This window comes from Sphingobacterium sp. UBA6645 (assembly GCF_002455685.1).
GTDB classification, from domain to species: Bacteria; Bacteroidota; Bacteroidia; order Sphingobacteriales; family Sphingobacteriaceae; genus Sphingobacterium; species Sphingobacterium hotanense.
Genome location: NZ_DKLH01000059.1, coordinates 26,313 through 51,282 on the forward strand (window position 1 = coordinate 26,313; position 24,970 = coordinate 51,282).

At 40.6% G+C, this 24,970-nt stretch carries 19 protein-coding genes and 1 pseudogene; 7 read left to right on the forward strand and 13 right to left on the reverse strand.

Features of this window, described 5'->3' with window-relative positions; translation table 11 throughout:
* From B2400_RS11460 to B2400_RS11505, 10 genes and pseudogenes are all read right to left on the reverse strand, one after another.
* A pseudogene (locus tag B2400_RS11460) lies at nucleotides 1-782 on the reverse strand (hypothetical protein); the annotation flags it as partial.
* Between the two features lie 392 nt (nucleotides 783-1,174).
* Nucleotides 1,175-2,326: a TlpA family protein disulfide reductase gene (locus B2400_RS11465; protein ID WP_293933484.1), complete on the reverse strand. Its 1,152-nt coding sequence runs from the start codon at nucleotides 2,324-2,326 to the stop codon at nucleotides 1,175-1,177.
* Nucleotides 2,316-3,413 carry a TlpA disulfide reductase family protein gene (locus B2400_RS11470; protein ID WP_293933487.1) on the reverse strand — a complete coding sequence of 366 codons (1,098 nt, stop codon included), beginning with the start codon at nucleotides 3,411-3,413 and terminating at the stop codon, nucleotides 2,316-2,318. Before B2400_RS11470 ends, B2400_RS11465 begins: the two co-directional genes overlap by 11 nt.
* Nucleotides 3,414-3,419: 6 nt before the next feature.
* Nucleotides 3,420-4,796, reverse strand: a complete 1,377-nt coding sequence (locus tag B2400_RS11475) for a RagB/SusD family nutrient uptake outer membrane protein (protein WP_293933490.1) — start codon at nucleotides 4,794-4,796, stop codon at nucleotides 3,420-3,422.
* Nucleotides 4,797-4,807: 11 nt separating this feature from the next.
* Entirely contained in the window at nucleotides 4,808-6,253 is a 1,446-nt protein-coding gene (locus B2400_RS11480; protein ID WP_293933492.1) for a TonB-dependent receptor domain-containing protein, read from the reverse strand.
* A complete protein-coding gene (locus B2400_RS11485; protein WP_293933494.1) occupies nucleotides 6,153-8,036 on the reverse strand; it encodes a TonB-dependent receptor plug domain-containing protein in 1,884 nt (627 codons plus the stop codon). Before B2400_RS11485 ends, B2400_RS11480 begins: the two co-directional genes overlap by 101 nt.
* Nucleotides 8,037-8,080: 44 nt before the next feature.
* Nucleotides 8,081-8,314 (reverse strand): hypothetical protein, encoded by a 234-nt coding sequence (locus B2400_RS11490; RefSeq protein WP_293933496.1) that lies wholly within the window; start codon nucleotides 8,312-8,314, stop codon nucleotides 8,081-8,083.
* Between the two features lie 10 nt (nucleotides 8,315-8,324).
* A complete protein-coding gene (locus tag B2400_RS11495) occupies nucleotides 8,325-9,482 on the reverse strand; it encodes a FecR family protein (RefSeq protein WP_293933498.1) in 1,158 nt (385 codons plus the stop codon).
* Between the two features lie 79 nt (nucleotides 9,483-9,561).
* The gene (locus B2400_RS11500; protein ID WP_149526283.1) at nucleotides 9,562-10,131 is read right to left on the reverse strand and encodes an RNA polymerase sigma factor; all 570 of its coding nucleotides are present in this window, start codon (nucleotides 10,129-10,131) and stop codon (nucleotides 9,562-9,564) included.
* A 170-nt stretch (nucleotides 10,132-10,301) separates the two neighbouring features.
* A complete protein-coding gene (locus B2400_RS11505; protein ID WP_149526284.1) occupies nucleotides 10,302-12,560 on the reverse strand; it encodes a PQQ-dependent sugar dehydrogenase in 2,259 nt (752 codons plus the stop codon).
* Nucleotides 12,561-12,812: 252 nt separating this feature from the next.
* Here B2400_RS11505 and B2400_RS11510 point away from each other — a divergent pair, with 252 nt between their 5' ends.
* Nucleotides 12,813-14,987, forward strand: a complete 2,175-nt coding sequence (locus B2400_RS11510) for a S9 family peptidase (protein WP_293933502.1) — start codon at nucleotides 12,813-12,815, stop codon at nucleotides 14,985-14,987.
* A 585-nt stretch (nucleotides 14,988-15,572) separates the two neighbouring features.
* A complete protein-coding gene (locus tag B2400_RS11515; protein ID WP_293933504.1) occupies nucleotides 15,573-18,017 on the forward strand; it encodes a TonB-dependent receptor in 2,445 nt (814 codons plus the stop codon).
* Here B2400_RS11515 and B2400_RS11520 read toward each other — a convergent pair.
* Entirely contained in the window at nucleotides 18,014-18,823 is an 810-nt protein-coding gene (locus B2400_RS11520) for a helix-turn-helix domain-containing protein (protein ID WP_149526287.1), read from the reverse strand. The genes B2400_RS11515 and B2400_RS11520 overlap by 4 nt on opposite strands.
* 18 nt (nucleotides 18,824-18,841) lie before the next feature.
* Between B2400_RS11520 and B2400_RS11525 the strand changes: the two genes are divergently transcribed.
* Entirely contained in the window at nucleotides 18,842-19,669 is an 828-nt protein-coding gene (locus B2400_RS11525; protein ID WP_293933507.1) for a methyltransferase domain-containing protein, read from the forward strand.
* Nucleotides 19,670-19,673: 4 nt separating this feature from the next.
* Here B2400_RS11525 and B2400_RS11530 read toward each other — a convergent pair whose 3' ends face one another.
* Nucleotides 19,674-19,994: a hypothetical protein gene (locus B2400_RS11530; protein WP_293933509.1), complete on the reverse strand. Its 321-nt coding sequence runs from the start codon at nucleotides 19,992-19,994 to the stop codon at nucleotides 19,674-19,676.
* Between the two features lie 453 nt (nucleotides 19,995-20,447).
* Nucleotides 20,448-20,633 carry a hypothetical protein gene (locus B2400_RS11535; protein ID WP_149526289.1) on the reverse strand — a complete coding sequence of 62 codons (186 nt, stop codon included), beginning with the start codon at nucleotides 20,631-20,633 and terminating at the stop codon, nucleotides 20,448-20,450.
* Between the two features lie 299 nt (nucleotides 20,634-20,932).
* On the opposite strand from B2400_RS11535, the gene B2400_RS11540 reads away from it, so the two are divergent.
* The 4 genes from B2400_RS11540 to B2400_RS11555 all read left to right on the forward strand — a co-directional run bounded on the left by B2400_RS11540 (nucleotide 20,933) and on the right by B2400_RS11555 (nucleotide 24,970).
* Complete coding sequence (locus tag B2400_RS11540) at nucleotides 20,933-21,958, forward strand: pirin family protein (protein ID WP_149526290.1); 1,026 nt, start codon at nucleotides 20,933-20,935, stop codon at nucleotides 21,956-21,958.
* Between the two features lie 136 nt (nucleotides 21,959-22,094).
* Nucleotides 22,095-22,724, forward strand: a complete 630-nt coding sequence (locus B2400_RS11545) for a TetR/AcrR family transcriptional regulator (protein WP_286650630.1) — start codon at nucleotides 22,095-22,097, stop codon at nucleotides 22,722-22,724.
* 49 nt (nucleotides 22,725-22,773) lie between these two features.
* Nucleotides 22,774-24,054: a TolC family protein gene (locus tag B2400_RS11550; protein ID WP_293933513.1), complete on the forward strand. Its 1,281-nt coding sequence runs from the start codon at nucleotides 22,774-22,776 to the stop codon at nucleotides 24,052-24,054.
* Between the two features lie 7 nt (nucleotides 24,055-24,061).
* The gene (locus B2400_RS11555; protein ID WP_149526293.1) at nucleotides 24,062-24,970 is read left to right on the forward strand and encodes an HlyD family secretion protein; all 909 of its coding nucleotides are present in this window, start codon (nucleotides 24,062-24,064) and stop codon (nucleotides 24,968-24,970) included.

The following is a 24,970-nucleotide window of genomic DNA, read 5'->3' on the forward strand; positions in this document are numbered from 1 at the left end:
TTCTTGAACGACTCTAACAAATAAACCCCAGCCTGAAAATTGCTGGTACCCGTTAAAACTTGTGTAATTCGAGATTCGGTCGTTTCTTTCCCTTGTTCGGAGCTTTGGTCTTTAAAATTTAACGCTATATATTCCTGCAGTGGTTGCAAGGCATCTCGAACAGAATCTAACTCGTATAATATTTTGCCATAATTGAATAAACCATCAGCTTTCACTTCTTGATCGTAATTCAATTGGGCTGCTTTTTGAAATGCCGCCAAAGCAGCTTGCTTATCCCCATTCTTCAACGCGATGTTCCCTAGCCCAATCAGTGAACTCTGATAGAAGGCGTCTGTAGGTTGCACCTTACTTAAAATAGATGCTGCTCGCTCATACTCACCAGCTAAATATGCAATAATACCGATCCTGTTATTATCAATATTGTCGCGGGAGGCATTCGGATACCGTTGTGGAAGGGGGCTGTGATAAGGTTGTTTATAATTATTTCGTGCAAAGTACATGCTTGCTGCAATTTCGCGTAATTCTTGTGCAAGTGTAGCCCGATCAATTTTCATATCAGGAGTTCTTCGAATCTTTACCGCATCAGCAAGAATAGGACGATATTCTCGAACCACTTCAATAGAGTCCATTACACGGGTTTGCGTTCGATCGACTTGCTCGCTTGCGTGCTCATTCTTGTTCGGTTGCTTCTTCTCTTCCTGAGCATAACCGACCAAAATTAACGTTGAGAAAACGCCTGTTAAAATATATTTTTTATAATTATTATCAATCGTTCGTTTCACCACCATTGTCATTTTATATATCCGATATTTTTGAAACCATCAAATTCAGTGAACAAATCAAGCTTTAAGATATCTAACCAAAGTAAGATATAAAAGTATAATTTTTAATCACCGACTGATGAATTTTAGCAAAAAGTCAGCCAATAAATGAGGGTTTCTCCTTTTGATTTTTGATGTGTACACTTTAGGTGAATCTGGTACTAGAAGGGAGAGAGTATTGCTTTCAGATCAGAAGTTCAGGATTGCAGTATCGATTGCTTGTCTTGAAACCAAGAAAGGAAAGATGCGAAGATTGACATCCGATCTTGTCAATCCTCGCATCTTTCCTTTCCTGGTTCCGACCAAATTCGTTTTTTAAACCAAAGGTTCGAAAAAAACACATCCCGCCTAGCCTACAACCGACTCTCCAAAAATTTACTAAGCTCCTCGCCTCTCAGATTCTTCGCAATAATCTTACCCGTTGAATCTATCAAGAAGTTCGTTGGAATTGCTCTCACCATATATAAATCACCAACGCTTTGCTTTCCTTTCACATCCAACGCATGAACAAATGGCATATTATCCTCTTCCAACGCTTTCTTCCAAGCTGCAGCATCACTATCGATCGAAACAGCAAAAACCTGAAAGTTATTTCCTTTAAATTGCTCGTAGGCAGCTTTCACATGAGGCATCTCGCGTCGGCAAGGACCACACCAAGAAGCCCAAAAGTCTAATAAAACATACTTGCCTTTAAAATCACTCAACTTAATAGCTTTCTGATCGGCTCCTTTTATTGTAAAATCCGGAGCCTGTTGACCTACTTCCAACTGACTAACCTTTGCTAACTTGTTTTGCAGCTCTTTCAAATAAAAACTTTGCGCTATCACTCCCTTATCGAATTGAGAAAGAAATGTTGAAATGGCGTCCGGTGTCATTTCCGGGGCGGTATATTGACTCGCTAAGGTTGCAACAGTCAAAGACTTTGGATTCGATGCAATAAGTTCCGTAATTTCCTTTTGTTGATCCGAATAAATTGCTTCAATCTTGTCACCCACAGCCTTCAATGCTGCGAGATTCTCCTCTGTTTTTGCGACGTTGTTATAAGCATTAAATGCTTTATTATACTCTTCAGTAACAAGCATCAGCTCTCCCGTGCTCTTCAACTGCTTGTAAGTCGCATTAAAAGCGTTAAAATCATTCGCTCCATTGATGGTATCAGTCTTCACACTCCCCTCTTCAATATGCGCTTGGATATTGATGGGGTCATTGTCGACCATAAAAAATAATGCAGGTGTTTTCATCGACGGCCCCATATCACCTAATGAAGGCAAATGCATGGTAAAGAATCGTTGGTCGTTCGTGTGCAAAGGCACCTCGATCTTAAAATTATCCTGAGTCGCATGGAAGCGTTTAATCTCGCCTTTAACAGGGTCTAACACTCGAATCTCACCATTGCCAATACCCTTAATTCGTCCGCTAATTTCCACTAATTTCTCTTGGCCATGCACATTCGTAAAAAGTGCAAGACCCAATAAACCGAATATAATAGATCGTTTATTTATCATACTTCAATTTTAAAAATTCTAAAAGTTCTTCGTGATTCATGTTCTGTTTAACCACGATACCATTCTCATCAATTAAGAACAATGTCGGCAACTGCTCAACATGATAGGCCGCAGCCGCCTTATTCGATTTTAAATCAATTAAGTCTGCAACCTGAATCCAAGGAATACCGTCCTTCTCAACTGCAGCCTTCCACAAATGGTCCTTGTCATCCATCGAGACCGACACGATTTCAAAACCCTTTGAACGATATTTCTCATAGGTCGGCACAAGTTTTCGATTCGCAATACGGCAGGGAGCACACCATGAAGCCCAGAAATCAATCAGCACAGTCTTCCCCTTTAGTGAGGTTAAATCGAAAGTCTTTCCCCCAATCGTTTTACTATGGATCGCAGGAGCTTGCTTACCCACTAAATTTCGTTCTTTCTTACGTTCATAAATCCCTAATAGCTCCTGATAGACCGGTGCATAGGCCAACCCACTGTCGAATCGATTAACTAATTCCTGAAGCTCGACATAGTTCATACCCGGAATATATGGTCGATAGATATCTAATACAGCTAAGGAAGCAGGATGCGCTCTTAAATAATCTTTACGAACAGAGTCGACCTTCTGATTCCAAACTTGCATTTGCATGCCTAACTTTACTTTACCGTCTTCGTCGGCATGTTCATATGCGGCACCAAGCGCCCTCATACTATCTTGAAAACTCGCAATATCAAGTTCATATCCCTTCTTAATCGCATTCTGAATTCCACCAATCACCGTACTAGGCTGATTCCAGTCTTCCTGTAGTCGTACCTGCATCTGCGCCGGTTCTAAAATGAAATGAACTGAACGCTTCGATCCTTCCAAGCCAATGCTCGCCGCTTGAATCTTATCTACTTGACCGCTGAATTGAAACGCATTGTCCTTAACCTCTGCAGAGTCCAACAATTCCCGACCTTTATTGAAGGTATAGAGATAAGCACGAGCAATATTTTTATCACTAATAATCTGTCCATTAATTTGATAGTTCCCTTGTGCTATTGTAGCAAGTGGAATCAAATGAATGCATAACCAGAACAGCACTAATCTAGGTTTCCTCATATCTGCTTATCTAGGATTTGGAACAATATTAGGGTTCAACTTCATCACCAAGCCTGGAATCTGAGCAACGAAATGTGAGGAGCCCGGAGCCAGCGTATAAGATTGTTCTGTATTAGCACGCTTATAAGTCTTTGCAAAACGCGGATCCTTGTCCAGACGCTTCATATCAAACCAACGTAAGCCTTTACCGAACAACTCCATTCTACGCTCCTTGATCACCATTTTCAATGCGTCTTCAGCAGTTGCGGCTTGAAGTTCTTTAAAGTCCTCAAGAGCAAACCGCTTTTTCCTCAACGTATTTAGCAACTTGAGCGCCTGATCTTTTTGATTTAATCTGGCATGGCATTCCGCAACAATTAACATCATCTCCGGAACAGCGATATTATAGTTCAAGTCAGCATTGATATATTGTGGATAGGGTTCTTTAACCGGAACACCAGTACGGTCTGTTTTTGACCAGCCGAATTTAAGTCGAAGATCCTTCGGATCGAATTGATTTAACAAATCAGGATCGATGAAACTGTTGCTCAAAATAGTACCAAATGAAGTGGTCATATAGGAAATCATTTCCGGATGTACTTGCGCGAGCGCACGATTAGCAATACCTAAAGCAGGACGATCTGGATTAATAAATCTATACTCATTGAAATCGAAAATAGTACTGTTTGTTTTCAATGCTTCATTGGCATGGGCCAATGCCTTTTCATACTGTCCCTTATAAAGATACAGACGTGCAAGTAGCCCGTTCGCAACGCCTTTACTTTGACGATATACGTTCTTAGGTTCATCCGGAAGAAGAGGCAATGCGGTCGTTAGATCGCTAAGAATTTGGTCATACACTTCTTTTACCGAAGCTCTGCTAGACTTCGCTTCCAAGTCTGGAATCGTTATTAAGGGTACCCCAAGGTCTGAAGCCGCTGTGCTTTCATTGTAAGTAGGCGCGTAAAAAAGTATAAGATTCATGTATGCCTGTGCACGATTGCAAAGAGCATTCCCTCTAACCACATTCTTACGCTCTTGCGTTCCATCTTCAACGCCATCAATCTCTTGCAAGATGATATTTGCGTTGAAAATATTATTATAGTTATCATTCCATGTACGGTCGCTCTCCGTCTCTAGGTAATACTCCGCTGCCCAGATATAGGTCTTTGAACCTGCTCCGTTCATCCCACTATTTACAGTGGACTGCGCGAGATAAATCCCGTCGGAAAGACGTTCTAAATACGCATTGCCATTTCCTGCATACGATGGATTTGATGACAACTCTTCATAGTCTTGGATTGTCTGAGGAATAAATTTCCCTTTAGGACGGATGTCTAGGTATTTTTGGCAACTACTTAACGAAGCAACCAGAATTACGAATGCTAAATATATTCTTTTCATCTTAGGCAAAATTAAAGGGTTAGGTTAAGTCCAAATGTATAAACCATTGGCTCCGGTAAATAGTACATTCTACTTACAACAGCCTCGGGATCAAGCCCCGATTTGTTTGCTTTCCATAGGAACACATTATTCACTTGCATTACCGCACGAACAGATTTGAAAGGCAAGCTTTTTAAAAATTGAGAATCGATTAAGGTATAACCTAACTGGATTTCTCTTACCCGTAGGAAAGAAGCATCGAAAACAGAGTTGCTGGAAAGAGTCGCCAATCGGCTATAGTCATCCGCGAGTTCAAAAAAGTCTTCCATTAAAGGGATGGCCGGAATATCAGTCTTATGCTCATCACCCGGTTGTCTCCAACGTTTGGCGATTTTATTATTATAAGAGCTATCCCATACATAACCATACATCTCTGGCATTTCCATGCGAGCAACTTGTCCTAAGTTAAATACGGTAAAGATAGATAGGTTAAATCCTTTATATCTCAACGTGTTATTAAACGATCCGCTATAGCGAGGCCTTGTTGTACCATTCAATTCTAAAGATTCTTCCACTGGCACAAGGACTTTTTCGCCGTCAGCACCGTAAGTCTGTGGCCTCCCTTTTTCGTCCAATCCTGCCCAGCGATAACTCCATAGCGACTCCCTTTCATATCCTTCTAAGAATGGGACTACATCTCTTGGACGATTTAGCCTCGGATTGGTATCAGTAATTTTATTAGATATTACTTTGCTTTTATTATAAGCAAGATTCAATTGGCTCGACCATTCGAATGGACGGTTTTGTAGAATATTTGCTTGAATACCAAACTCAATACCCTTATTCGATAATTCTGCAGCATTAACATAGGCATTCGTTAAACCAACTGTAGGGTCCAGCTCCTGACTTCCGAGTAAGTCATAGCTAAACTTGTTATAATAATCTACATTGACTACAAAACGATTTGCTAAAAGGCCTAGATCTAAACCAGCATTGAAGGTACGCGAACTCTCCCAACGTAGCTTAGGGTTTGGAGGAGTTTGAAGCCGCGCAACAAAATCATCAGCAATATTGTTAAAAAAGCGTGTCGCTGTCAAAAAGGTAGTTGTTGAATTGTTCCGGTCGAAATTACCCGTAACACCAATAGTCGAACGAAGACTCAATTCTGAAATCCATTCATTGTTAAAGAAAGCTTCGTTGTGCAATAACCATTTACCTCCTACGCTCCATAGTGGCGTTCTTCTGAGCTTAGGGTCTGCACCAAATAAATTCGAATAATCATTTCTATAACTACCTGTAAAGGTATATCGACGATCATAAGTATAGGCTAAGGATGAATAAAAAGAATACTCTCTATTTTCAAAATAGCTTAATTTATTATAATCTGCGGCAACATAACGTTGGGTTAATCCTTCCCAATCTCTGACACCCAACGCAAGTTTCTTCGCGTCGATCCTGCGAACTGTATAGCTCATCATTAAACCCTAACATTCGCTGGATTCCACCGTCGGCGATTCGCTTACTAATATCCGCCCCAGCAATTACATTCAAATAATGGCGCTCGGCAAACGTGTTTTCATAGTTCAATTGATTACGCGAAGCCATACGCTTGGTGTTAGTATAATTTAAGTCTAATACATCACCATATGGAATATATTTCACATAATCTCCCACAGCATCATCGTAAGCCGTAAATCTATTAACTAAGCTTCTCGTAAAATAAGATTCTTGATTATAAAGATTACGCTGTCTGCCGTTCAGACGTTCATAAACTAAATCATTCGTCAATCGCAGGCCTTTCATCAGCTTCCAATCCATTCCGAAAATACTACGAATACCAAATCCGGTCGATTTATTGTTCGCCAGGTTATTATCTGTCAATAAATTCACCCCATTATCCAAATACCCTAGGCCCATTAAACGGTCGTTTTCAATCTTATTGTAGCCGAAATAATTATTGATAGGATTACCTTGTTCATCCTGTATCATTTGATACGGTTGCAAGGCTCGAATATTGCTTTCTAAATTACTAACACCCTGATTCCCCCAGTTATAGTCCATCGATATGTTACTACGCAGCGTCAGAAAGTCGGCCAAATGGTATGACAATCTATTGGTCACCAAAGTACTCTTTGCTTGTGTACCTTTTGTTCCCGCTAAATCCTGCTCGAAATTAAAGCCAGAATAATAGTTGAATCTATCTGAACCGCCGCTGATGGATAAAAAGTGCTTCTGATTGATTGCTTGACGCAACAATAAATCATTTACTTGCGATTGATTATCTAATCCCGCTAATAGGCCCAATCGTCTATCGCGCTCCGCTAAATCAATATCCTTACGATCGAAATCATTAAAAATTCCTATGGATTGCGAATATCCACCCGAAGAATTATCGAAAATGCCGGCCATGATATAACCCTTGTCATATTGTTCCTTTTCATAGTCGATAACATCCGCTGAACTTGCTCTTTGCAATGCGGAATAATCAGGTCTAGACTCTACCCTCAAATTTCCAGAATATTGGATTACAGGTTTCCCAGCTTTTCCTTTACTCGTCGTGATAACGATGACCCCATTCGCAGCCTGAGAACCCCAGATCGCAGCAGCCGCTGCATCCTTTAACACTGTAATATTCTCGATTTCATTCACATCAGGCATAATTTCACTTGGAAACCCATCCACTACTATCAACGGATTTGTGCCGGCACGTAAGGAACTACCCCCACGAACACGCATATCCATTTTTCCATCAGGTGTAGTATAGGTGTTAAGCCCCGGAACCGCATTTTCTAGAATTTTATCTAGTGAATTGTTATTTCTTTCCTGAATGAATTCCTTTGAAATACCACTGCTGGAACCCGAAGAGCTTTCCTTTTTTAGCGCCTGATAACCCGTATAGACAATATCGATATCTTCGATTACTTCATTATTTCTAAGCAATTGTATCAGATTCGAATCATTAGCAGAGGCTATACTATACTCTTGAGGTCTAAAACCCAAGCTTGTGATCATAATATGTACAGGGAACGAGTTTGAAGGAAACTCGAATTCACCCTTTGAACCTGTAGCTAGCGTATGATAGGTTCCCGAATGGCTATATCGCACCGTTGCGCCGACCATCGGATTCCCCTCTTCGTCGATTACACGACCTCTAACAATCTGCTGCTGCGAGTTTGCTGTTTGAGATAACTTCGCATTATCTACACGAATAATTACCGTTTTCTTGTGCAGTCTGTATTCAACCGGCAGGTTTTTAAACAAAGCCGCCAGTACTTCGTCGATATTACCAACGACAGAAACATCAACTAGCGTATTTGAGAAGTCCTTACCCTCCCAAAAGAAATGGTATCCATTTCTTTCTTGAGTTTTTCAAATATTTGGCTCAGTCGTTCTTGCTTCGCATGAACTTTCAAATCCTGCCCAAATGCTAATGCTGAATTACTATGAATCAGACAAACAATTAGCAGCACTACGGCAATTTTTTTGACAAAGAGATAGTCTAAACCTCCCCAGGTTTTGTAATTAATAAAATGCTTCATAAAAAATTGGTTATTTCTTTTCTTGGTTTAAGCGTACTTTTATTTGGTTATTTTCATTAGAGAATCTATAATTCATGTTCTTATCGACCAGGATATCTAATACCTCATTGAGCGAATAAGTTTTAGGAATATCACCGTGATATTCGCCTTTCGGCAGATCAGCATCTATATCAAAGGTAACCGGATACCAACGTGCTAGTTGCGCACAAACTTCCCTTAAGTTTTCGCCATGGAAACTGAAATATCCGTCCCGCCAACTTTGCGGCGCATCCTCGATAATATTTTTAAAATCTAACAGTCTGCTATCTCTGTTGAATAACCCTTGCTGCCCAGGCTTTAAGATCACGGCTTTATCTACTTGCTTATTTGACGCTAATATCTCTAGCTTTACGGAACCTTCGAACAGGCTCGTTGTACTCCACGCTTCCTCTTGATAGTTTTGTATGCGGAACTTTGTGCCAAGCACTTCTACTGCCTGACCGGCAGAATAAACTTTAAAAGGGGTATACAATAGACCCTGCGGGTTTCTTTGTTTGCTAACCTCAAAATAAGCCTCGCCCTTCAAATATACTTCTCGGTTTTCCACGGCCCATTGTTTTTTAAAACTCAACTCCGACGCCGCATTTAACCAAACCCGAGTACCATCAGGCAGTAATATTTTAGTTTCTGTACCCACCGGGGTCCGGAAGCTGTAATTCTGGTTAGCCTCATTTATATCGCCATCAAAACTATATGCGATATAACCATCACTCGTCTTAAAAAGCTTGCTGCCATCAGCATCGATGGTATCACCTTGACCGACCTCATTAAGGGAAATTACTTTACCGGTAGCCAATACCAACTCCGCTCCTTTTGTAGAGTCTGCTTGAATAACAATGTCTAAAGGAATGTCTTTTTGTTGAGAAGTATAGATCGCCAAACCCACCGCCATGGTAATTATGGCTGCAGCTGCCCATTTAATCCAGGAAATTTGACGAACCAGCTTCGTATTCAACGCAGGCAATTGTCCAGCGATCCTTTCCAAACGAATATGCATATCTGCATCGTCCATACTGGTTGCAGATTTAGCTTGTTCGTTATACCAACGAAATAGCTGTTCTTGCTCGTTTTTGGATATTGTACGCGCTTGGTATTTGCCAATTAAATTCTTTATCTCTTCAGGTAGCATGGTTATTTTTTAATTGCCTAGTATCATAAAGACAGCTAACCCAGCCGAAGGATATATAAGAAAATGAAATAAATTTTTATTAACCCGCTAAAAGAACAATAACGGCTTTAAGAACACGCTGTCTAAGAATTGCCAAAGCTTTGGAAACCTGCAATTTAGATGTACCTTCCGAAATTTGCAACAACTCGGCAATTTCCTTATGACTAAGGCCCTCATTTCGACTTAAATTAAAAACTTCACGCATTCGAGCAGGAAGCTTGCCGATCTCAGACTCGATAATCGCAGCCAACTCTTTCCCAATAAGATCTAAGTCACTATTGCTAGTCTGTTCCGACTGCTCAACAAGAACATGCTGAATATAATTATCCATCACCTTCTGATGACTGAGCTTATTCAGTACCCGATTCCGTGTCATGCGATAAAGATAACTGGAAAGGTTTGCTTCTGCAGGAATCGACTCGCGCTTTTCCCAAAGCGTTGTAAAGACCTCTTGAATCACATCCTCAGCTTCATCCATGTTCCTGACAACGTAAAAAGCATGCTTAAATAAGATTTCACGGAATTGCTTGAAGGCGATTTCAAAAGCCATAACATTCCCCTCTCGTATGAGATTAGCCAAATCCTCTTCGCGAATGTTCTTTTCCTCCATCTAAATTTAGTCAATAATTGAAACCGATCTGATAAAACCGATTCTTCCCAAACTTAGGAAATCAACGAACGAAAACAAAACTTTCATCTCCCCATTTGAGAGATGAAAGTTCTGTATGGCCATTGGAAGAATAGCTAAGAAACGAATAAGTAAACTAGATATAAATGGAATTATTGCTTTAATATCCATTCAACCATCTCCTTCACGTCTTCTTCTTTCAGGTTCGGGTGTGCAGCCATAGCCACCTTGCCCCATACCCCACTACCACCATTCATTATCTTCTTCACTAGGATAGTTTCGGCATCTTTATTATCCTTATAATATTTCGCAACTTCCTGATATGATGGTCCCACAGATTTCTTATCGATAGCATGACAAGATTTACAATCTGATGCTTCAATTAAGCTCTGTCCACGAGGAATATTCGCTTGCTGATGTCCTACAGGATTTGCTGCATCCCCTGCATTGGTAGATCCGCTTTGCGCGCCCTTTGAAGAACCTTCCTTATAGTCAAATCGAGCAACAGCGGCATCCGGGTTCTTGCTGAACCAACCACTACCATACTCTAACACATAGATTTTTCCATCAGGCCCAACCTCCATATCGATTGGAGATGCTAATTTCATATTCGAGATGAAAGGCTCCATCTTGTCAAAATCCCCGTTCGGCTGCATGGAAACCAACATCACCCAGCCTCTGATCCAATCATAAATAAATAGTTTACCATCGAAATAGTCAGGATAGCGCGTCTCCTTTGGAAACATTGATGAGTAATAAACAGGTCCGGTCTCCGCATTGCGACCTCCATTGCCAAGCTGCGGAAATTCAGGCGAATCGGCATAAGGATACCATATAAATGCGGGCTTTGCAGCAGGCAATTCTTTTAATCCGGTATTGTTTCTCGACTCATTTACTGGTTTCATGGGATCAAACGCTGCACCTTTCGCACCTGTTTCATAATCATGAGCATGATAAGCATAGTTATTGCCAATGAAATATGGCCAGCCAAAGAAACCTGCTTCACGTGCCTGGTTGACTTCATCGTAGCCGCGAGGTCCTCTCCCTACGGAATCTTTGCTTGCATCCGGCCCTACTTCCCCCCAATACAGATACCCTGTCTTTGCGTCAACCGAAATGCGATAAGGATTTCTATTTCCCATGACGTAGATTTCGGGACGTGTATTCGCCTGATCCTTTTTAAATAGATTTCCTTCAGGAATCGAATAACTACCGTCCTCATTCATCCGGATCCTAAGAATCTTACCGCGAAGATCATTGGTATTTCCGGATGTCCTTTGCACATCATATTGCTCATGCCCAACGCGCGAATCTTTTGGAGAGTAACCATCACTCACATATTTCTGCCCTTCTTCGTTAAATGGAGTAGAATTGTCTCCCGTGGAAATGTACAATAAGCGATTTTTTCCAAAAGCCAAAGAACCTCCTGTATGGCAACAGATATAACGCTGTGAGTAAAACTGAAGGATAACCTTTTCAGAACTCATGTCCAATTTCTTATCCTTGAACACGAATCTGGAAAGTCGGTTCACCGACGTATCTTTCGGACTATAAAAGGCATAGATATAATTGTTCTTCTCAAAATCCGGGTCTAGTGTCAAACCCATAAAGCCTTCCTCTGCATTGACCTTTGGGTTTCCAGTTTCATGATATACATCTAAAAAGCCAACCTGCTCCACTTTACTTGTCTTTTGGTCGAGCAATAAAAGTTCTCCACGACGCTGCGCAATTAAAATAGAAAGGTCAGGAAGAATAGCCATTTCCGTAGGCTCAAAAAGCTCCCCTTTTGCCATGGTGACCTTTGTGAAATCCGCATCTGTAGGAACGGGCTTCGCTTTAGCTTTTTTATAATCTAAGACATAGTTCTTACCAACCACATATTCGATTCCCTGGAGTAGTTGACTCATATAATTTTTATCAGAGAATAGGGAATTTGAATAAGCTTCCTTCTTTTGTAGCGAAGCTACGCGACCTCCCTCTATTTCTTGTTGAGATAAGTCATCAGAATTATTAGATGAAAATAAGCGCTGATACCAGCCCCAGTCAACTTCCGTATCTTTTATAGACTGAATGGCCAAGACGCCGCCACCTGCCTGTATATAGCGCTCGAATGCTACTTCCTGATATTTATCCAAAGTATTTCCGGATGTATTTAACATCACAACCGCAGCGTAGTTTTTCAAGGAATCCTCAATAAACCTAGCCGCATTGGAGGTTGTATCCACGTCAAATTTATGTTCTACCCCTAGTTTCATGATCGCAGCAGCGCCTACAGAATTCGCGTTCGAACTGTCTTTATCAGACGTGGTAAACACCAATATCTTAGGGTCTCCGTCCCGCTTTTGCTGACAGGAATAAAAACTCGCTACACAAATTAATAGCACAAGGGTTTTAAAGAAATAGGATGCCATTTTCTGGATTTTATAAGTGATTAGGTTGTTGACTGTATATTATAGACTCGAAGCTAGTGTAATAGCTCGAGTTTATTTTTTAAATATAGATATTTTAGAAAAGAAAATGGTAAGGTTTAAACATAATTACAGCGCCTTACTTCTATCCAATTCAATCCATACGTTAAAGTTTCCATAGACGCCGCCTTTTCAATTTTCCCCTCCCATTTCCAAAAACTTATCCCTAATTTCGTCAGCATAAAAAAAATTAAAATGAGAAAACTACTGATATTATTTCTATTAAGCTCATCGGTAGCCTATGGACAGCGAAAGCTAACCATTGACGAAACAGTCTTTGGTCCTGGAAAATTCGCTCCAAAGACTATCACTGGTTCTAAATGGGTCAAGAACAGCGATGCATTTTCGAGTTTAGATAGTACTTATCAAAATTTACTGATTCGCGAAGCCAAAAGCAACTGGCAAGCAAAACAAATTATCAGCAAAGCCGACCTTCGAAGCGCTATTGTTGCTGCTATTCCTTCGGATAAAATAGAATTGCGCCGATTTCCAACTTCATACGATTGGATAGATGCAAATACGATTTCTTTCGACGTAAGTGGGGAGAAAAAAGCCTACAACATCCATTACGACCTTTCAAAAAAACAAGCAAAAGTTGCTTCAAGTGTTCCGAATGATTTAGAATCAGCGACTGCTAGCAATTCCCAATCTAAAACAGCTTACCTAAATGGCAATAATATTGAGATCATCGATCAAAATGGCACGAAGGTAATTGTGACAAAAGACACGGTTGATGGTATCGTGAATGGTACAGATAAGGTCCACCGTAACGAATTCGGTATTGACAAGGGCATGTGGTGGTCACCAAATGATAAACTTTTGTTGTATTACCGTAAGGATGAGAGCATGGTTACAAAGTATCCATTACCACAATGGGATACACGTGTTGCGACCGTAAAAGATATCCGCTATCCAATGGCCGGAATGAAGAGTGAGGAAGTAACGCTACAAATATTCAACACGGAGACTGACAAAAATATACAATTGCAAACGGGCGAACCGAAAGAACAATACTTAACGATTGTAACCTGGGATCCAAGCAACGAGTTTGTGTATGTGGGTGTATTGAACCGCGGACAAGATCATTTAAAATTGAATAAATACAATGCACAAACTGGCGCATTTGTAAAAACTCTTTTCGAGGAATCATCAACGACATGGGTCGAACCTCAACAGCCATTAGTTTTCTTACCGAACAATCCAAAACAGTTCTTGTATCAAACCGATAAAGACGGTTTCAATGCTCTCTACCTATACGATACTGAAGGAAAGCTAATCCGGAATCTTGGTTATAAGGATGTCGTTGTTACCAATTTCCAGGGCTTCGACAGCAAGGGCAATAAAGCCTATTACGTCGCAGCAACGAACAATGGTATGGAACGCCACTTATTTGAAGTTGATATCAAATCAGGGAAAACTACACAATTAACTGAAACCAATGGTGTACATAATGCTTCGGTAAGCAGCAGTGGACAATACGTATTGGACCAGTACAGTAATTTGAGCACTCCAAATAAGATTCAGGTTATCAATAAAAAAGGAAATAAGGCCAGCTCAATTCTTCAAGCGAGCAATCCTTTCGACGGTAAAGTCGATCTTCCAAATATAGAATTCAAATCATTCACGTCTCCAGATGGACAGACGCCTTTAAATGCACGTATTACTTACCCATTGAATTTCGATCAGAATAAGAAATATCCGGTGATGGTCTACCTATATGGAGGATCACATGCGCAATTGGTAACTGACCGATGGTTAGGGGGGCTCGGTTATTTTGATATGTATATGGCACAAAACGGTTATATCGTTTTTACCCTAGACAACAGAGGATCAGATGCACGTGGACGCGATTTCACCAGAGTAACACACCGAAACTTGGGCGAAGCCGAAATGGCAGATCAGTTGGTGGGTATCAACTACCTGAAATCGCTACCATACGTTGATACTGAAAACATGGGAATATTCGGATGGAGTTACGGTGGTTTTATGACCAGCTCTTTGATGACCAAACATAACGATATCTTCAAAGCGGCTGTAGCCGGAGGACCAGTAATGGACTGGAAATATTACGAAATCATGTATGGCGAGCGTTATATGGATACTCCACAGGAGAACCCTGAAGGCTACGAGAAGACTTCCTTGTTAAATAAATCAGATAAGTTGAACGGTCACCTATTGATCATTCATGGTGCGCAGGATCCGGTCGTAGTACAGCAACATATTATGGATTTTGTACAAAAATGTATAGAAGCCGGAAAACAAGTGGATTACTTCCTTTATCCTACCCACGAACACAACGTAATGGGAAAAGATAGAATCCATATGTACGATAAAATCGCTAAATACTTCGATCTACACCTCAAGAAGTAAACAGACAAACATCTAGAAAAGGCTATCCACCGATTGTGGGTAGCCTTTTTTTGTCCCATCCCTTCCTCGCAAATAGCTAATACCTGGTTCCACTCAAACCCATTGTAAACCCAATTCAAAACCCTTTCATATCCCAATCAAAACCCTTCTGGAGCGGCTATGATTGAGGTATGGAAGGGGTCAAATAAAGAAGCGATTTAAAGATTGTCTTTGAACCAGGAAAGGAAGGATGCAAGGATGAGCAGGATCAAGCATACTTACGCTTTTGTCTTGAACCAGGAAAGGAAGGATGAATTGATGAGCAGGATCAAGCATACTTACACTTTTGTCTTGAACCACGAAAGCAAGGATGAATAGCAGGATCCTGGTTCTCCTTTTCTCCTTCCTTTCCTTGTTCAAGACAAAACATCCTGACTATCATTAAACCCCTCCTTTCCTATTCACAACTAGCGACCATACTCTAATATCTAATGTCTTACATCTCATATCTAAAAAAGGGTTGATTTGAAAATAAAATAGTACATTCTAAAATTCCCTACCTAGCTGATTGATACTTTTCTATTTTTGTACAAAAGACTTACACCTGTGCAAAAAACATTACTGCTTTTCAGCCTATTATTGCTTACTGCTATTGCTCACGCTCAAAACAGCAAGCTCAGCGGAACTATTCAAGACTCCCTATCCAAACAGCCACTCGCATACGTTAGCATTGCGGTAATTGACGAAAAAAATCAAATTGTTGAGGGGGAGATGACAGATGCTAATGGGCGTTTTGTTTTTGCTAATTTAAATGCTCAGCAGTATTATCTTCAAGTCAAATCTTTGGGTTATAAACAAAGGCAATTGGCTATAGATCTTAGCGGTCAGAAACAGGTAAATCTTCAGCCTATTCTATTATCGGCTGACAGCGAAACGCTCGAAACAGTGCATATAGAAGGCCAAACAGCAGCACAGAAACATAGCGCTGACCGACAAGTATATCAAGCGAATCAATACAAAAATGCGGTAGGCGGAACTGCGCTAGACATTGTAAAGAACCTGCCTGCAGCGGCCGTTGATGCTGCTGGCAATATATCTGTTCGTGGAAATTCAGGTATTCTAGTTTTAGTAAATGGGAAGCCTTCCCTTGTTGATCCGGCGACAATTCTAACGCAAATTGCAGCAAATGACGTTAGTGAAGTGGAATTTATCAGTAGTCCGACGGCACAATACGATCCGGACGGAAAAGGCGGAATTATCAATATAAAGACGAAGAAATCCGTAGGCTCCGGCTTTGCTTGGGTGATGAATTTACAAGGCGGTTTACCGAGTATCGACGATTACGACAATTTAAAAAAACAACAACGCTACAGTGCGGATGTTGCTTTCCAATATAGAAAAGACAAATTAGAACTTAGTGCATCGGCAAACTATCTGCGTAATGATAATGCGGGATTTAGAGACGGCGATGTAAATACAATTATAGGCGATAAGCAGACTTTCTTTCCTTCCAAAGGCGAGCGGAGCTTTGACAAATACAATTATGGATTGCGCTTAAATGCAGGGTATGAACTTAATGAGCGACATCAGCTTAGCTTGGGCGCGTTAGCGTCGCGTAGGTTTCAAGACCGCGTTGCTGATATATATTATAACAATAGAAGCATTGTTCCTTCAACCGGTGAAACGATATCTACATTAGATTATTTTAATCCTAACCTACAAAACAAACAGGGTAAATTCTATCTGCTAGATCTGGCCTATACATGGAAAATAAATCCGGCGCATAGTCTGCAGCTCGGTGCAATTTATGAGTACGCCGACATCTACGGTTCGACAAAGAACAATAATATAGAAAATCAAATCGATACCATACAGCGGACCTACAACAAGTATACAAACCCATTGAAAGGGCTTCGTCTATCAGCCAATCACCAATGGGGCATAGGCAATGCAAAAATCAATAGCGGTTATCAACTACGAAGAGATGAGCAGGATGGGAATTTTGAATATTATGCTGCTGAACGGAATCAGAGAGATTTAAGTTTGATACCTGAATTCTCCGGAAAGATGAAAGCGAGCAATACGGTACATGCAGTCTATTCACAATACGATCAAAAATTCGATAAGCTCAGTCTTTCCTTAGGCTTGCGCTATGAATACTATCAGCGAGACTTGATTTTGCTCCATACGCAGGAGTCTTTCCCCTACTCGATTCACCAGCTATACCCATCGATTAATTTAATGCGCGATTTGGGCGAAGGCTGGTCATGGAAGATGGCCGCCTCGCGCCGTGTGCAAAGGAATAACAACTTCGAGCTAAACCCCATTCCCGAGCGTGAACACTCGGAAACTTTGGAACAGGGGGATCCAGAATTGCTGCCAGAATTCATTAGCCAAGCGGAAACCGGTCTGGTAAAAAAACTGAACAAGGGGTCTTTATTTATGAATGCTTATTTTCAGCATAGCAAGAACCCCATTCAAAGGGTAAACTCGGTTTATGCGGATACCATCTTGCATCGTGTATTCACTAATGCAGATTATGCTAACCGTCTAGGCGTTGAGCTTGCCGGTGAAGGTAAGTTATTTCAATGGTTACAAATTAATGGAGGGATCAATCTCTATAATTACAAAATCACTGGAAAGGTTTTGGATTATGAGCAGGTTCGTAGCAATCAAGACTGGGTATACAGTATAAATGCAGGCGTGCAGGCTAGCCTTCCCAACAATTGGAGCGCGGGTTTACAGGTCAATTATCTGTCTGAAAGACCTACGGTGCAAGGGATGGATTCTCGTTTTCTCACACCAAACTTCAACCTTAGTAAATCTTTCTGGAAGCGCGCAATGACGGCACAACTACAATGGCAATTCATCGAGTTGGGGAAATGGGGTGTGAATGAACAGCGAATCACAACATCTGCACCGGATTTTTACACGACGACGAATTATATTTATGAGAAGAACGTGTTTTTGCTAAACCTCAATATCAATCTACAACGCTTAAATCAGGTTCTTAAATTACCGAAAAGTGAATTCGGAGAAAAAGAATTCTAGTCCGTCATTTTCCGATAGTTTTGCGGAGTGAGTCCGACAACTCGTTTGAAATATTTAGAGAAATTGGATCGATCCGCAAAACCTAATTCAAAAGCAACTTCAGCTACCGTCTTGTTCGTGTAAAACAGCAAACGCTTGGCCTCAGAGCTAATATAGCTGGACAATATTTCAGAAGCGGATTTATCCGCATATTTTTGGCATGCAGCATTCAAGTTTTGTGGACTGGTGTGGAGCAAGCCAGCATAATATGCAACATTGTTCAGGACCTGCTTTTCTTTATTCAGGACATCGGTAAACTGTAGAAATAGGTTTTTCGATTTAATTTTTATAGGGTTTTCCGTAGCTATTTGCTGTACAGATTTCGCTAGGATTGCTTTCAGTAGTGCTTCTTGTACTGTTCGATGTTCCTCTGTCAGCAGCAAGGAAAACAGGGAATGAAGCGTAGAGATGTCTTTAAAATTAATGGTATTCATATCCTCCAATTCATCGATTAACCTTCGGATTTCCAAATCCAAACTTTCCTCTACAAATTGACGCTTTAATAACAGGACATAGCCCTCCACCGGTTCGCTCAGTTCCCAGTGATGTACATTATCTTTACGGATAATCAATAAACAGGGCGCTTTGACTTGTATTTCATGCCCATCGATATAATGCTTTCCCAGCGTTCGTTCTAATAGCACAAGCTCCAAATAGCCGTTATGCTTATGTGGCTTGGTTATGCACTTCTTCTGATCGAATAGCGCTACTTTAAGCAATTTCGAGGGGTCTGTTTTATCCTTTATGGCGATTGCCTTATTTATCATGAACTAAAAGTACGATATATGCAGATGTTTTCTAAATCATGGCACGTGTTTGGCTCGAATTTAGGAAAAAAGATTATTATGCCTTGGAATCCGGAAGTTTACAATCAATATAAAGAAATTCGCTATAAACCCTTCTATGATTTATCGGACTTGCTCATCGATGACCATCACTCTAAAGCGGTCGATGTGGGCTGTGGAACCGGCGAGCAAACGCTTTTATTATCGCAAAAATTTAAACATACCAGTTTTCTAGGGATTGATTCCTCTACAGAGATGCTTTCTGAAGCCAAGGAATTATCGAACGATCGATTAAGTTTCAAACAACAGGATATAGATTCCTTTGTGGCTGATGAAAGTCGTTGGGATTTGATCTTTAGCAACGCAGCGTTGCAATGGGTAGACGATCATAACAAGTTGTTTCCTGCGTTAATTTCTAAGCTTAATAGGGATGGTCAATTTGCGGTGCAGATGCCCATGCAGAAAGACAATACCTTGAATATGCTATTGGATCAGCTCGTTCAGGCAGAACCCTTCCAAAAAGAATTAGATGGTTTCAGAAGATTATCTCCTGTATTGACGCTAGACGAATACACGCAAATTCTCTTTGACAATGGATTAAGTGATATCAATATCAGCATTCGCACCTATCCTATTATCGCGGAAACTGCAAAAGATCTATACGACTTTATATCTGGATCTACCCTCGTTCCCTATATGGAAAGATTGGACGATAAAAAGCAAGCTTTGTTGCAAGATTCATTTATTGCTCTTATTGAAGACCACTACGAGCGATTCCCTGCGATTTATCCATTCAAACGCATCTTGATGTATGGTGTTAAACGGTAATAGGCTATTTTTCTTTGAAAAAATGGAACTGAACAATCAACCCCTCTTCTTCAAGTTTGATAACGAAGGAGCTTCCATTTGACTCTATGCAGGAGAAAGTTGTTGTGTTTCCTTCAAAACTTTTCAGTTCAAATATGGACAAACCCTCGAGAAACCTATAGGTTCCAGTTTCTGTCGTCAATTGCCTAACTTCCTTGCCATTGATAATGACGTCCTCATATCCCGACATACTGTATAATTCTCCAGCGCGAAAGGTAATACGGTTTTCATCGACGTCTTGCTGAGTGATCGTATCCTTTTCGAAAATCAAATGCGAATGGCTCAATTTCCAAGTGCCCGTAATGTTCGAGGTTTTAACAGGTATAATAGGTTCTTCTTTATTACAAGAAATAAAAACAAACTGAAAATAAAAAACGCGGTAATAATCTTATTCATAAGTAGAATTGCTTGAGATAATCTATTAGATTGTTCCCTTCAGGGATTAACAATACTACGGTAATCTGAAGCAATTCAAAATGACGACGGTAACAATCGAATTGAATAGTTTATTTTGTAGTTAAAATATGATACCCAATATTTATTACAGCATGTTTTGATACGCGTCGCGATGTCGACATTTGAGGAAGACCGCGAGGCTTAAATTTATAAAAGCGCAGGATTTCGTTAGAATCACTGCGCTAAATTAAATCTGTTATTATAAGCTTGATTAAACTCACTCAAGAGACTCGCGTAACAAGCCCTCCTGATGAATTTAGACCATTACTCTACTTATTTTATACTACCACGCACCATCGCGCATCTGTACATAAATAAAATATACAATGGCCATAATAATAATAGCAATGATGATGGATCGCCAAATATTGCGCCCCGCAGGTGCATCATCTTTTTCTTCTTTCACCACTTCAGGTACGTTCTGATCCTCTAGTGGCTTCTTTTCGTTGTATTCTTTGTTCTCTTCCATAATTGTTCTCCTTTTTAGCTTCCATCAATAGGAAGGCTAGTATACATTCTTCATTATCTACGTTTCTTATTGAACAAATCTGACGGTATTTAGTTTTTCTATAGGAAGGGTTGGCGAAAGCTGTCATATTGGCAATGAGCTTTATCGGTTTGTCAACCATTGCGAAACTATTAGGCCCTCTGACGATGGTTTAACGATTAAGTTACCAATAGTTAACTAGTTACCGATGGGTTACTCAATGCCATTTCGACGCGCGATGGCTTTACATTTGTACAATAGATTAGAAAAAGGAGAAAATCATGAAAGTAAAAAATATCAGCAAAATCGAAGGTAGATTACCAATACGTGATCCATATATCATGGGCGCTTATCACTTTGATAAATACCCAGAGGGTAACGGAAAATTTGGACCGAAGGTTTCCTTGGCAGGTCGTAATATTGGAAGCGACTTTGATAATAAAAACGAATGGCGCATGTATCACGGGGAAAATATTCCCGGCTTCCCACATCACCCACACAGGGGATTCGAGATTATTACGATTATCCCAGAGGGCTATGCTGACCACTTTGATTCTAAAGGATCTAAAGGGCGTTATGGACAGGGTGACGTGCAGTTGATGAGTGCGGGCTCGGGCGTACTTCATGCAGAGATGTTCCCATTGATTCATGAGGATAAACCAAACCCTTTGCGTTTGTTTCAGATATGGTTGAATCTTCCGGGTAAAAACAAATTGACCGATCCGAACTATAAGATGCTTTGGGCAGAGAAGATTCCTACGGCTGTTGTTGAACAAGGAGATGGAAAGAAAGTAACTGTTAAGGTTATTTTGGGCGAATATGCCGGAACAAAAGATAGTGGAGCATTGACCCATTCATGGGCGGCAGACCCTAATAACCACGTCGGAGTAGCATTGGTGGATATGGATCCGAATACTGAATTCGTACTTCCGGCAGTATCCAGCACAATGAACAGGTTCGTACTGTTCTACGACGGCGCTGGCACGATCGAAGTAGATACTTATAAAATGAAGAGCAATCACTTAGCAGATTTAGATGGCGGCGAGGAAATCATCATTAAAAATGGCGACAACAGAGCCCAATTCTTGATCTTAGAAGGAGAGCCTATCAATGAGCCGGTAGCAGCATATGGTCCATTCGTTATGAATACACAGCAAGAACTGCAAGATGCATTCCGCGAGTACCAAGTCACCGAATTTGGCGGCTGGCCTTGGGGCGACAAGGAAACTGATCTTGTAAACCCTAAAGACGCCGGAAGATTTGCAAGCTATAACTTCGGAAAGGAAATGGATAAACCTACAGTGTAAGGTTTATTGAAAAGAAGAAAGGGAAAACTCGTAAGGGTTTTCCCTTTTTTTGTTGATATATTTAATCACATGATTAATTAAATTTTGAAATATAACACACCTGTCTTACCTTTACTTTCAAATTAGAGAAATCATCATGGCAAAAGGGAGACCGAAGAAAGAATTGGACAGCTCGACAGAAAGTATCATTAAGGAAGCCGCTCGTAAGGTGTTCCATCAGAAAGGCTATGCCGCGACCCGCACGCGCGATATTGCGGAGGAAGCGGGACTTAATTTGGCTTTATTGAATTACTACTTCAAAAGCAAAGAGAAGTTGTTTGAGATCATCACCTTCGAGACGCTCTTTAATTTCATGAACACCTTAGGGATTGTTTTCCATGATGAGAACAGTAGTTTTGAAGAGAAAATAGAGGCATTGGCGACTCGTTACATTGATTTTCTAAGCAATGAACCAGATATTCCTTTATTCATTATATCAGCCGTTCGAAACAATCCGGAGAACTTCGCCAATAAAATCCCTATCAAAAACATGGTATTGCAGTCAGTATTTTACAAGCAATTCCTAGAGAAAAAGGAGCGAAATGAGATCAGCGATACGAACCCTTTACAGTTATTATTAAACCTAATGGGTTTTATCATCTTCCCTTTCATTGCGAAGCCTATTTTCGAGAATGTCACGGGAACAAAAGAAAAGCAGTTCCAAGATATGATGAATGAAAGAAAGGCTTTAATCCCACAGTGGGTAAAAAGTATGATTAGACCGTAGGTCTTTTCTTTTGCACTTAATTTAATCAAATGATTAAACATTTTTAAACATGAGACGAATAATATTATTAAGATCATTTATCATCGCTTACATGCTGTGCCTCGTGTCATCAACAGTCGTTGCACAACATTTGCACCGTCTACAACTAGACTCGTGCGTTGAAATGGCCAAGCGAAATTTCCCGCTGATAAAACAGTTAGGGCTGTTGCAGCAATCAAAAGATTTTTCAATTGACAATGCCAATAAGGCATACCTCCCCCAATTCTCCATCAATGGTTCGGCTACTTATCAGTCGGATGTAACCAAGGTACCTATTGCTATCCCATCGGTCAGTATTCCTAGTCTCTCTAAGGATCAATACAAAGCGTACGCTGAAGTGAATCAAGCTTTAACAGATATGTTCTTCGTCAAGGATCAGCATAAGTTGATAGAAGCAACTAATAAGGTCAAATCACAGAAGATTGAAGTGGAACTTTACAAACTCCGCGAACGGATCACACAGCTATTCTTTGGTAGTCTATTGGTTGATGCTCAAATAAAACAGACGAGCCTGATGAGGGCTGATATAGAAAATGGCATTCAACAAGTAGAATCGGCGGTAAGAAATGGCATTTCAACACGAAGCAACCTTAGTAAATTACAGGCCGAACTCCTCAAGGCAGAACAACGAGAAACCGAGCAACGAGCAGCTAAAAAAGCTAATATACAGATGCTGGGTTACTTTATTGGAAAGCCTTTATCAGCAGACGTCCAACTTATCGCTCCATCGGGAGCTGTAGAAGATAACGGGATCAATCGCCCTGAATTAGCATTATTTCAGGATCAGGATGACGCCATTACAATTCAAAATCAGTTACTATACAACAGAAACTTACCCCGGTTCAGTGCATTTGTACAGGGCGGCGTAGGTAGACCCGGTCTAAATATGCTTAACCCTGATATGCAGGGATATTACATAGCAGGCTTACGCCTAAATTGGAACCTATCTAGCTTGTACACCTATAGGAACGATAAAAAGAATATTGACATCAGTAGGCAGCTGTTGGAAAAACAAAAAGAGACTTTTCTCTTCAATATCGACCTAACACTATTGCAGCAAAAAGAAGAAACGAATAAATATCAGAAGCTTATCGATACGGACAATGAGATTGTTCAACTACGCGAGCAGGTCAAGAAAGCAACTGCTGCTCAATTGAAGAATGGCGTAGCAAGTACCTATGACTACATGACGGCAGTGACCGAAGAAGATCAAGCGCGTCAAAACATGGTACTGCATCAGATACAGCTCCGATTATCTCAATACAATCAAAAAATTAGCACAGGCAATTAAAGAATTTATGAAAAGTACACATACTCAACTAGTGATCAGCTGCTTAATCGGCTTCCTGCTGTTATCATCCTGCCAAAACAAAGATCCGGAATTTGATGCCACTGGAACATTTGAAGCTGTTGAAACGATTATTTCCGCTGAAGCCAGCGGAACACTAAAAGAATTTGACCTACAAGAAGGCCAACAATTGGCGGCCGGACAACACGTAGGCTATATTGACACTGTTCAATTGTTTTTAAAGAAAAGGCAATTGGAAACTCAGGCTAAGGCAGTATTAGGGAAGAAACCCAGCGTGAATACACAGCTAGCCGCCCTACAATCTCAGCTCTATACCGCCCAACGCGAGCGAGGCAGGATTCAAAATCTGTTGAAAGATGATGCCGTTCCGGCAAAGCAATTGGACGATATCAATGCGCAGATCGATCTAATCAGCAAGCAGATTGCCGCTCAGCGATCTACATTGGACCTCTCGGTTTCTAGTATAGATAAAGACGTTCAGCCAATTGAAGTACAGATGCTTCAGATTGAAGATCAGCTTCAGAAAAGTAAGATTATTAATCCAATGGCAGGTACCGTATTAACGAAATACGCTGAAGTAAATGAGATGGCAAGCGTTGGCAAACCACTATACAAAATAGCGGACCTCTCTAACCTCATTCTACGTGTGTACATCAGCGGGGATCAACTTCCTTTAATTAAACTCAATCAGCAGGTTAAGGTATTTACGGATGATGGCAATGGCGGTTTCAAGGAAACACAAGGAACTATTACTTGGATAAACGACAAAGCGGAGTTTACACCGAAGACTATACAAACCAAAAACGAGCGGGCTAATCAGGTTTATGCTGTCAAGATTCTAGTAAAGAACGATGGTAGCTACAAGATCGGGATGTACGGTGAAATAAAGCTGAACTAA

Bases quoted from the DNA above. Each gene is read 5' to 3' on its own strand.
- B2400_RS11465 (WP_293933484.1), bottom strand. From the start codon at position 2,326: ATGATAAATAAACGATCTATTATATTCGGTTTATTGGGTCTTGCACTT.
- B2400_RS11470 (WP_293933487.1), bottom strand. From the start codon at position 3,413: ATGAGGAAACCTAGATTAGTGCTGTTCTGGTTATGCATTCATTTGATT.
- B2400_RS11475 (WP_293933490.1), bottom strand. From the start codon at position 4,796: ATGAAAAGAATATATTTAGCATTCGTAATTCTGGTTGCTTCGTTAAGT.
- B2400_RS11480 (WP_293933492.1), bottom strand. From the start codon at position 6,253: ATGATGAGCTATACAGTTCGCAGGATCGACGCGAAGAAACTTGCGTTG.
- B2400_RS11490 (WP_293933496.1), bottom strand. From the start codon at position 8,314: ATGAAGCATTTTATTAATTACAAAACCTGGGGAGGTTTAGACTATCTC.
- B2400_RS11495 (WP_293933498.1), bottom strand. From the start codon at position 9,482: ATGCTACCTGAAGAGATAAAGAATTTAATTGGCAAATACCAAGCGCGT.
- B2400_RS11500 (WP_149526283.1), bottom strand. From the start codon at position 10,131: ATGGAGGAAAAGAACATTCGCGAAGAGGATTTGGCTAATCTCATACGA.
- B2400_RS11505 (WP_149526284.1), bottom strand. From the start codon at position 12,560: ATGGCATCCTATTTCTTTAAAACCCTTGTGCTATTAATTTGTGTAGCG.
- B2400_RS11510 (WP_293933502.1), top strand. From the start codon at position 12,813: ATGAGAAAACTACTGATATTATTTCTATTAAGCTCATCGGTAGCCTAT.
- B2400_RS11520 (WP_149526287.1), bottom strand. From the start codon at position 18,823: ATGATAAATAAGGCAATCGCCATAAAGGATAAAACAGACCCCTCGAAA.
- B2400_RS11525 (WP_293933507.1), top strand. From the start codon at position 18,842: ATGCAGATGTTTTCTAAATCATGGCACGTGTTTGGCTCGAATTTAGGA.
- B2400_RS11535 (WP_149526289.1), bottom strand. From the start codon at position 20,633: ATGGAAGAGAACAAAGAATACAACGAAAAGAAGCCACTAGAGGATCAG.
- B2400_RS11540 (WP_149526290.1), top strand. From the start codon at position 20,933: ATGAAAGTAAAAAATATCAGCAAAATCGAAGGTAGATTACCAATACGT.
- B2400_RS11545 (WP_286650630.1), top strand. From the start codon at position 22,095: ATGGCAAAAGGGAGACCGAAGAAAGAATTGGACAGCTCGACAGAAAGT.
- B2400_RS11550 (WP_293933513.1), top strand. From the start codon at position 22,774: ATGAGACGAATAATATTATTAAGATCATTTATCATCGCTTACATGCTG.
- B2400_RS11555 (WP_149526293.1), top strand. From the start codon at position 24,062: ATGAAAAGTACACATACTCAACTAGTGATCAGCTGCTTAATCGGCTTC.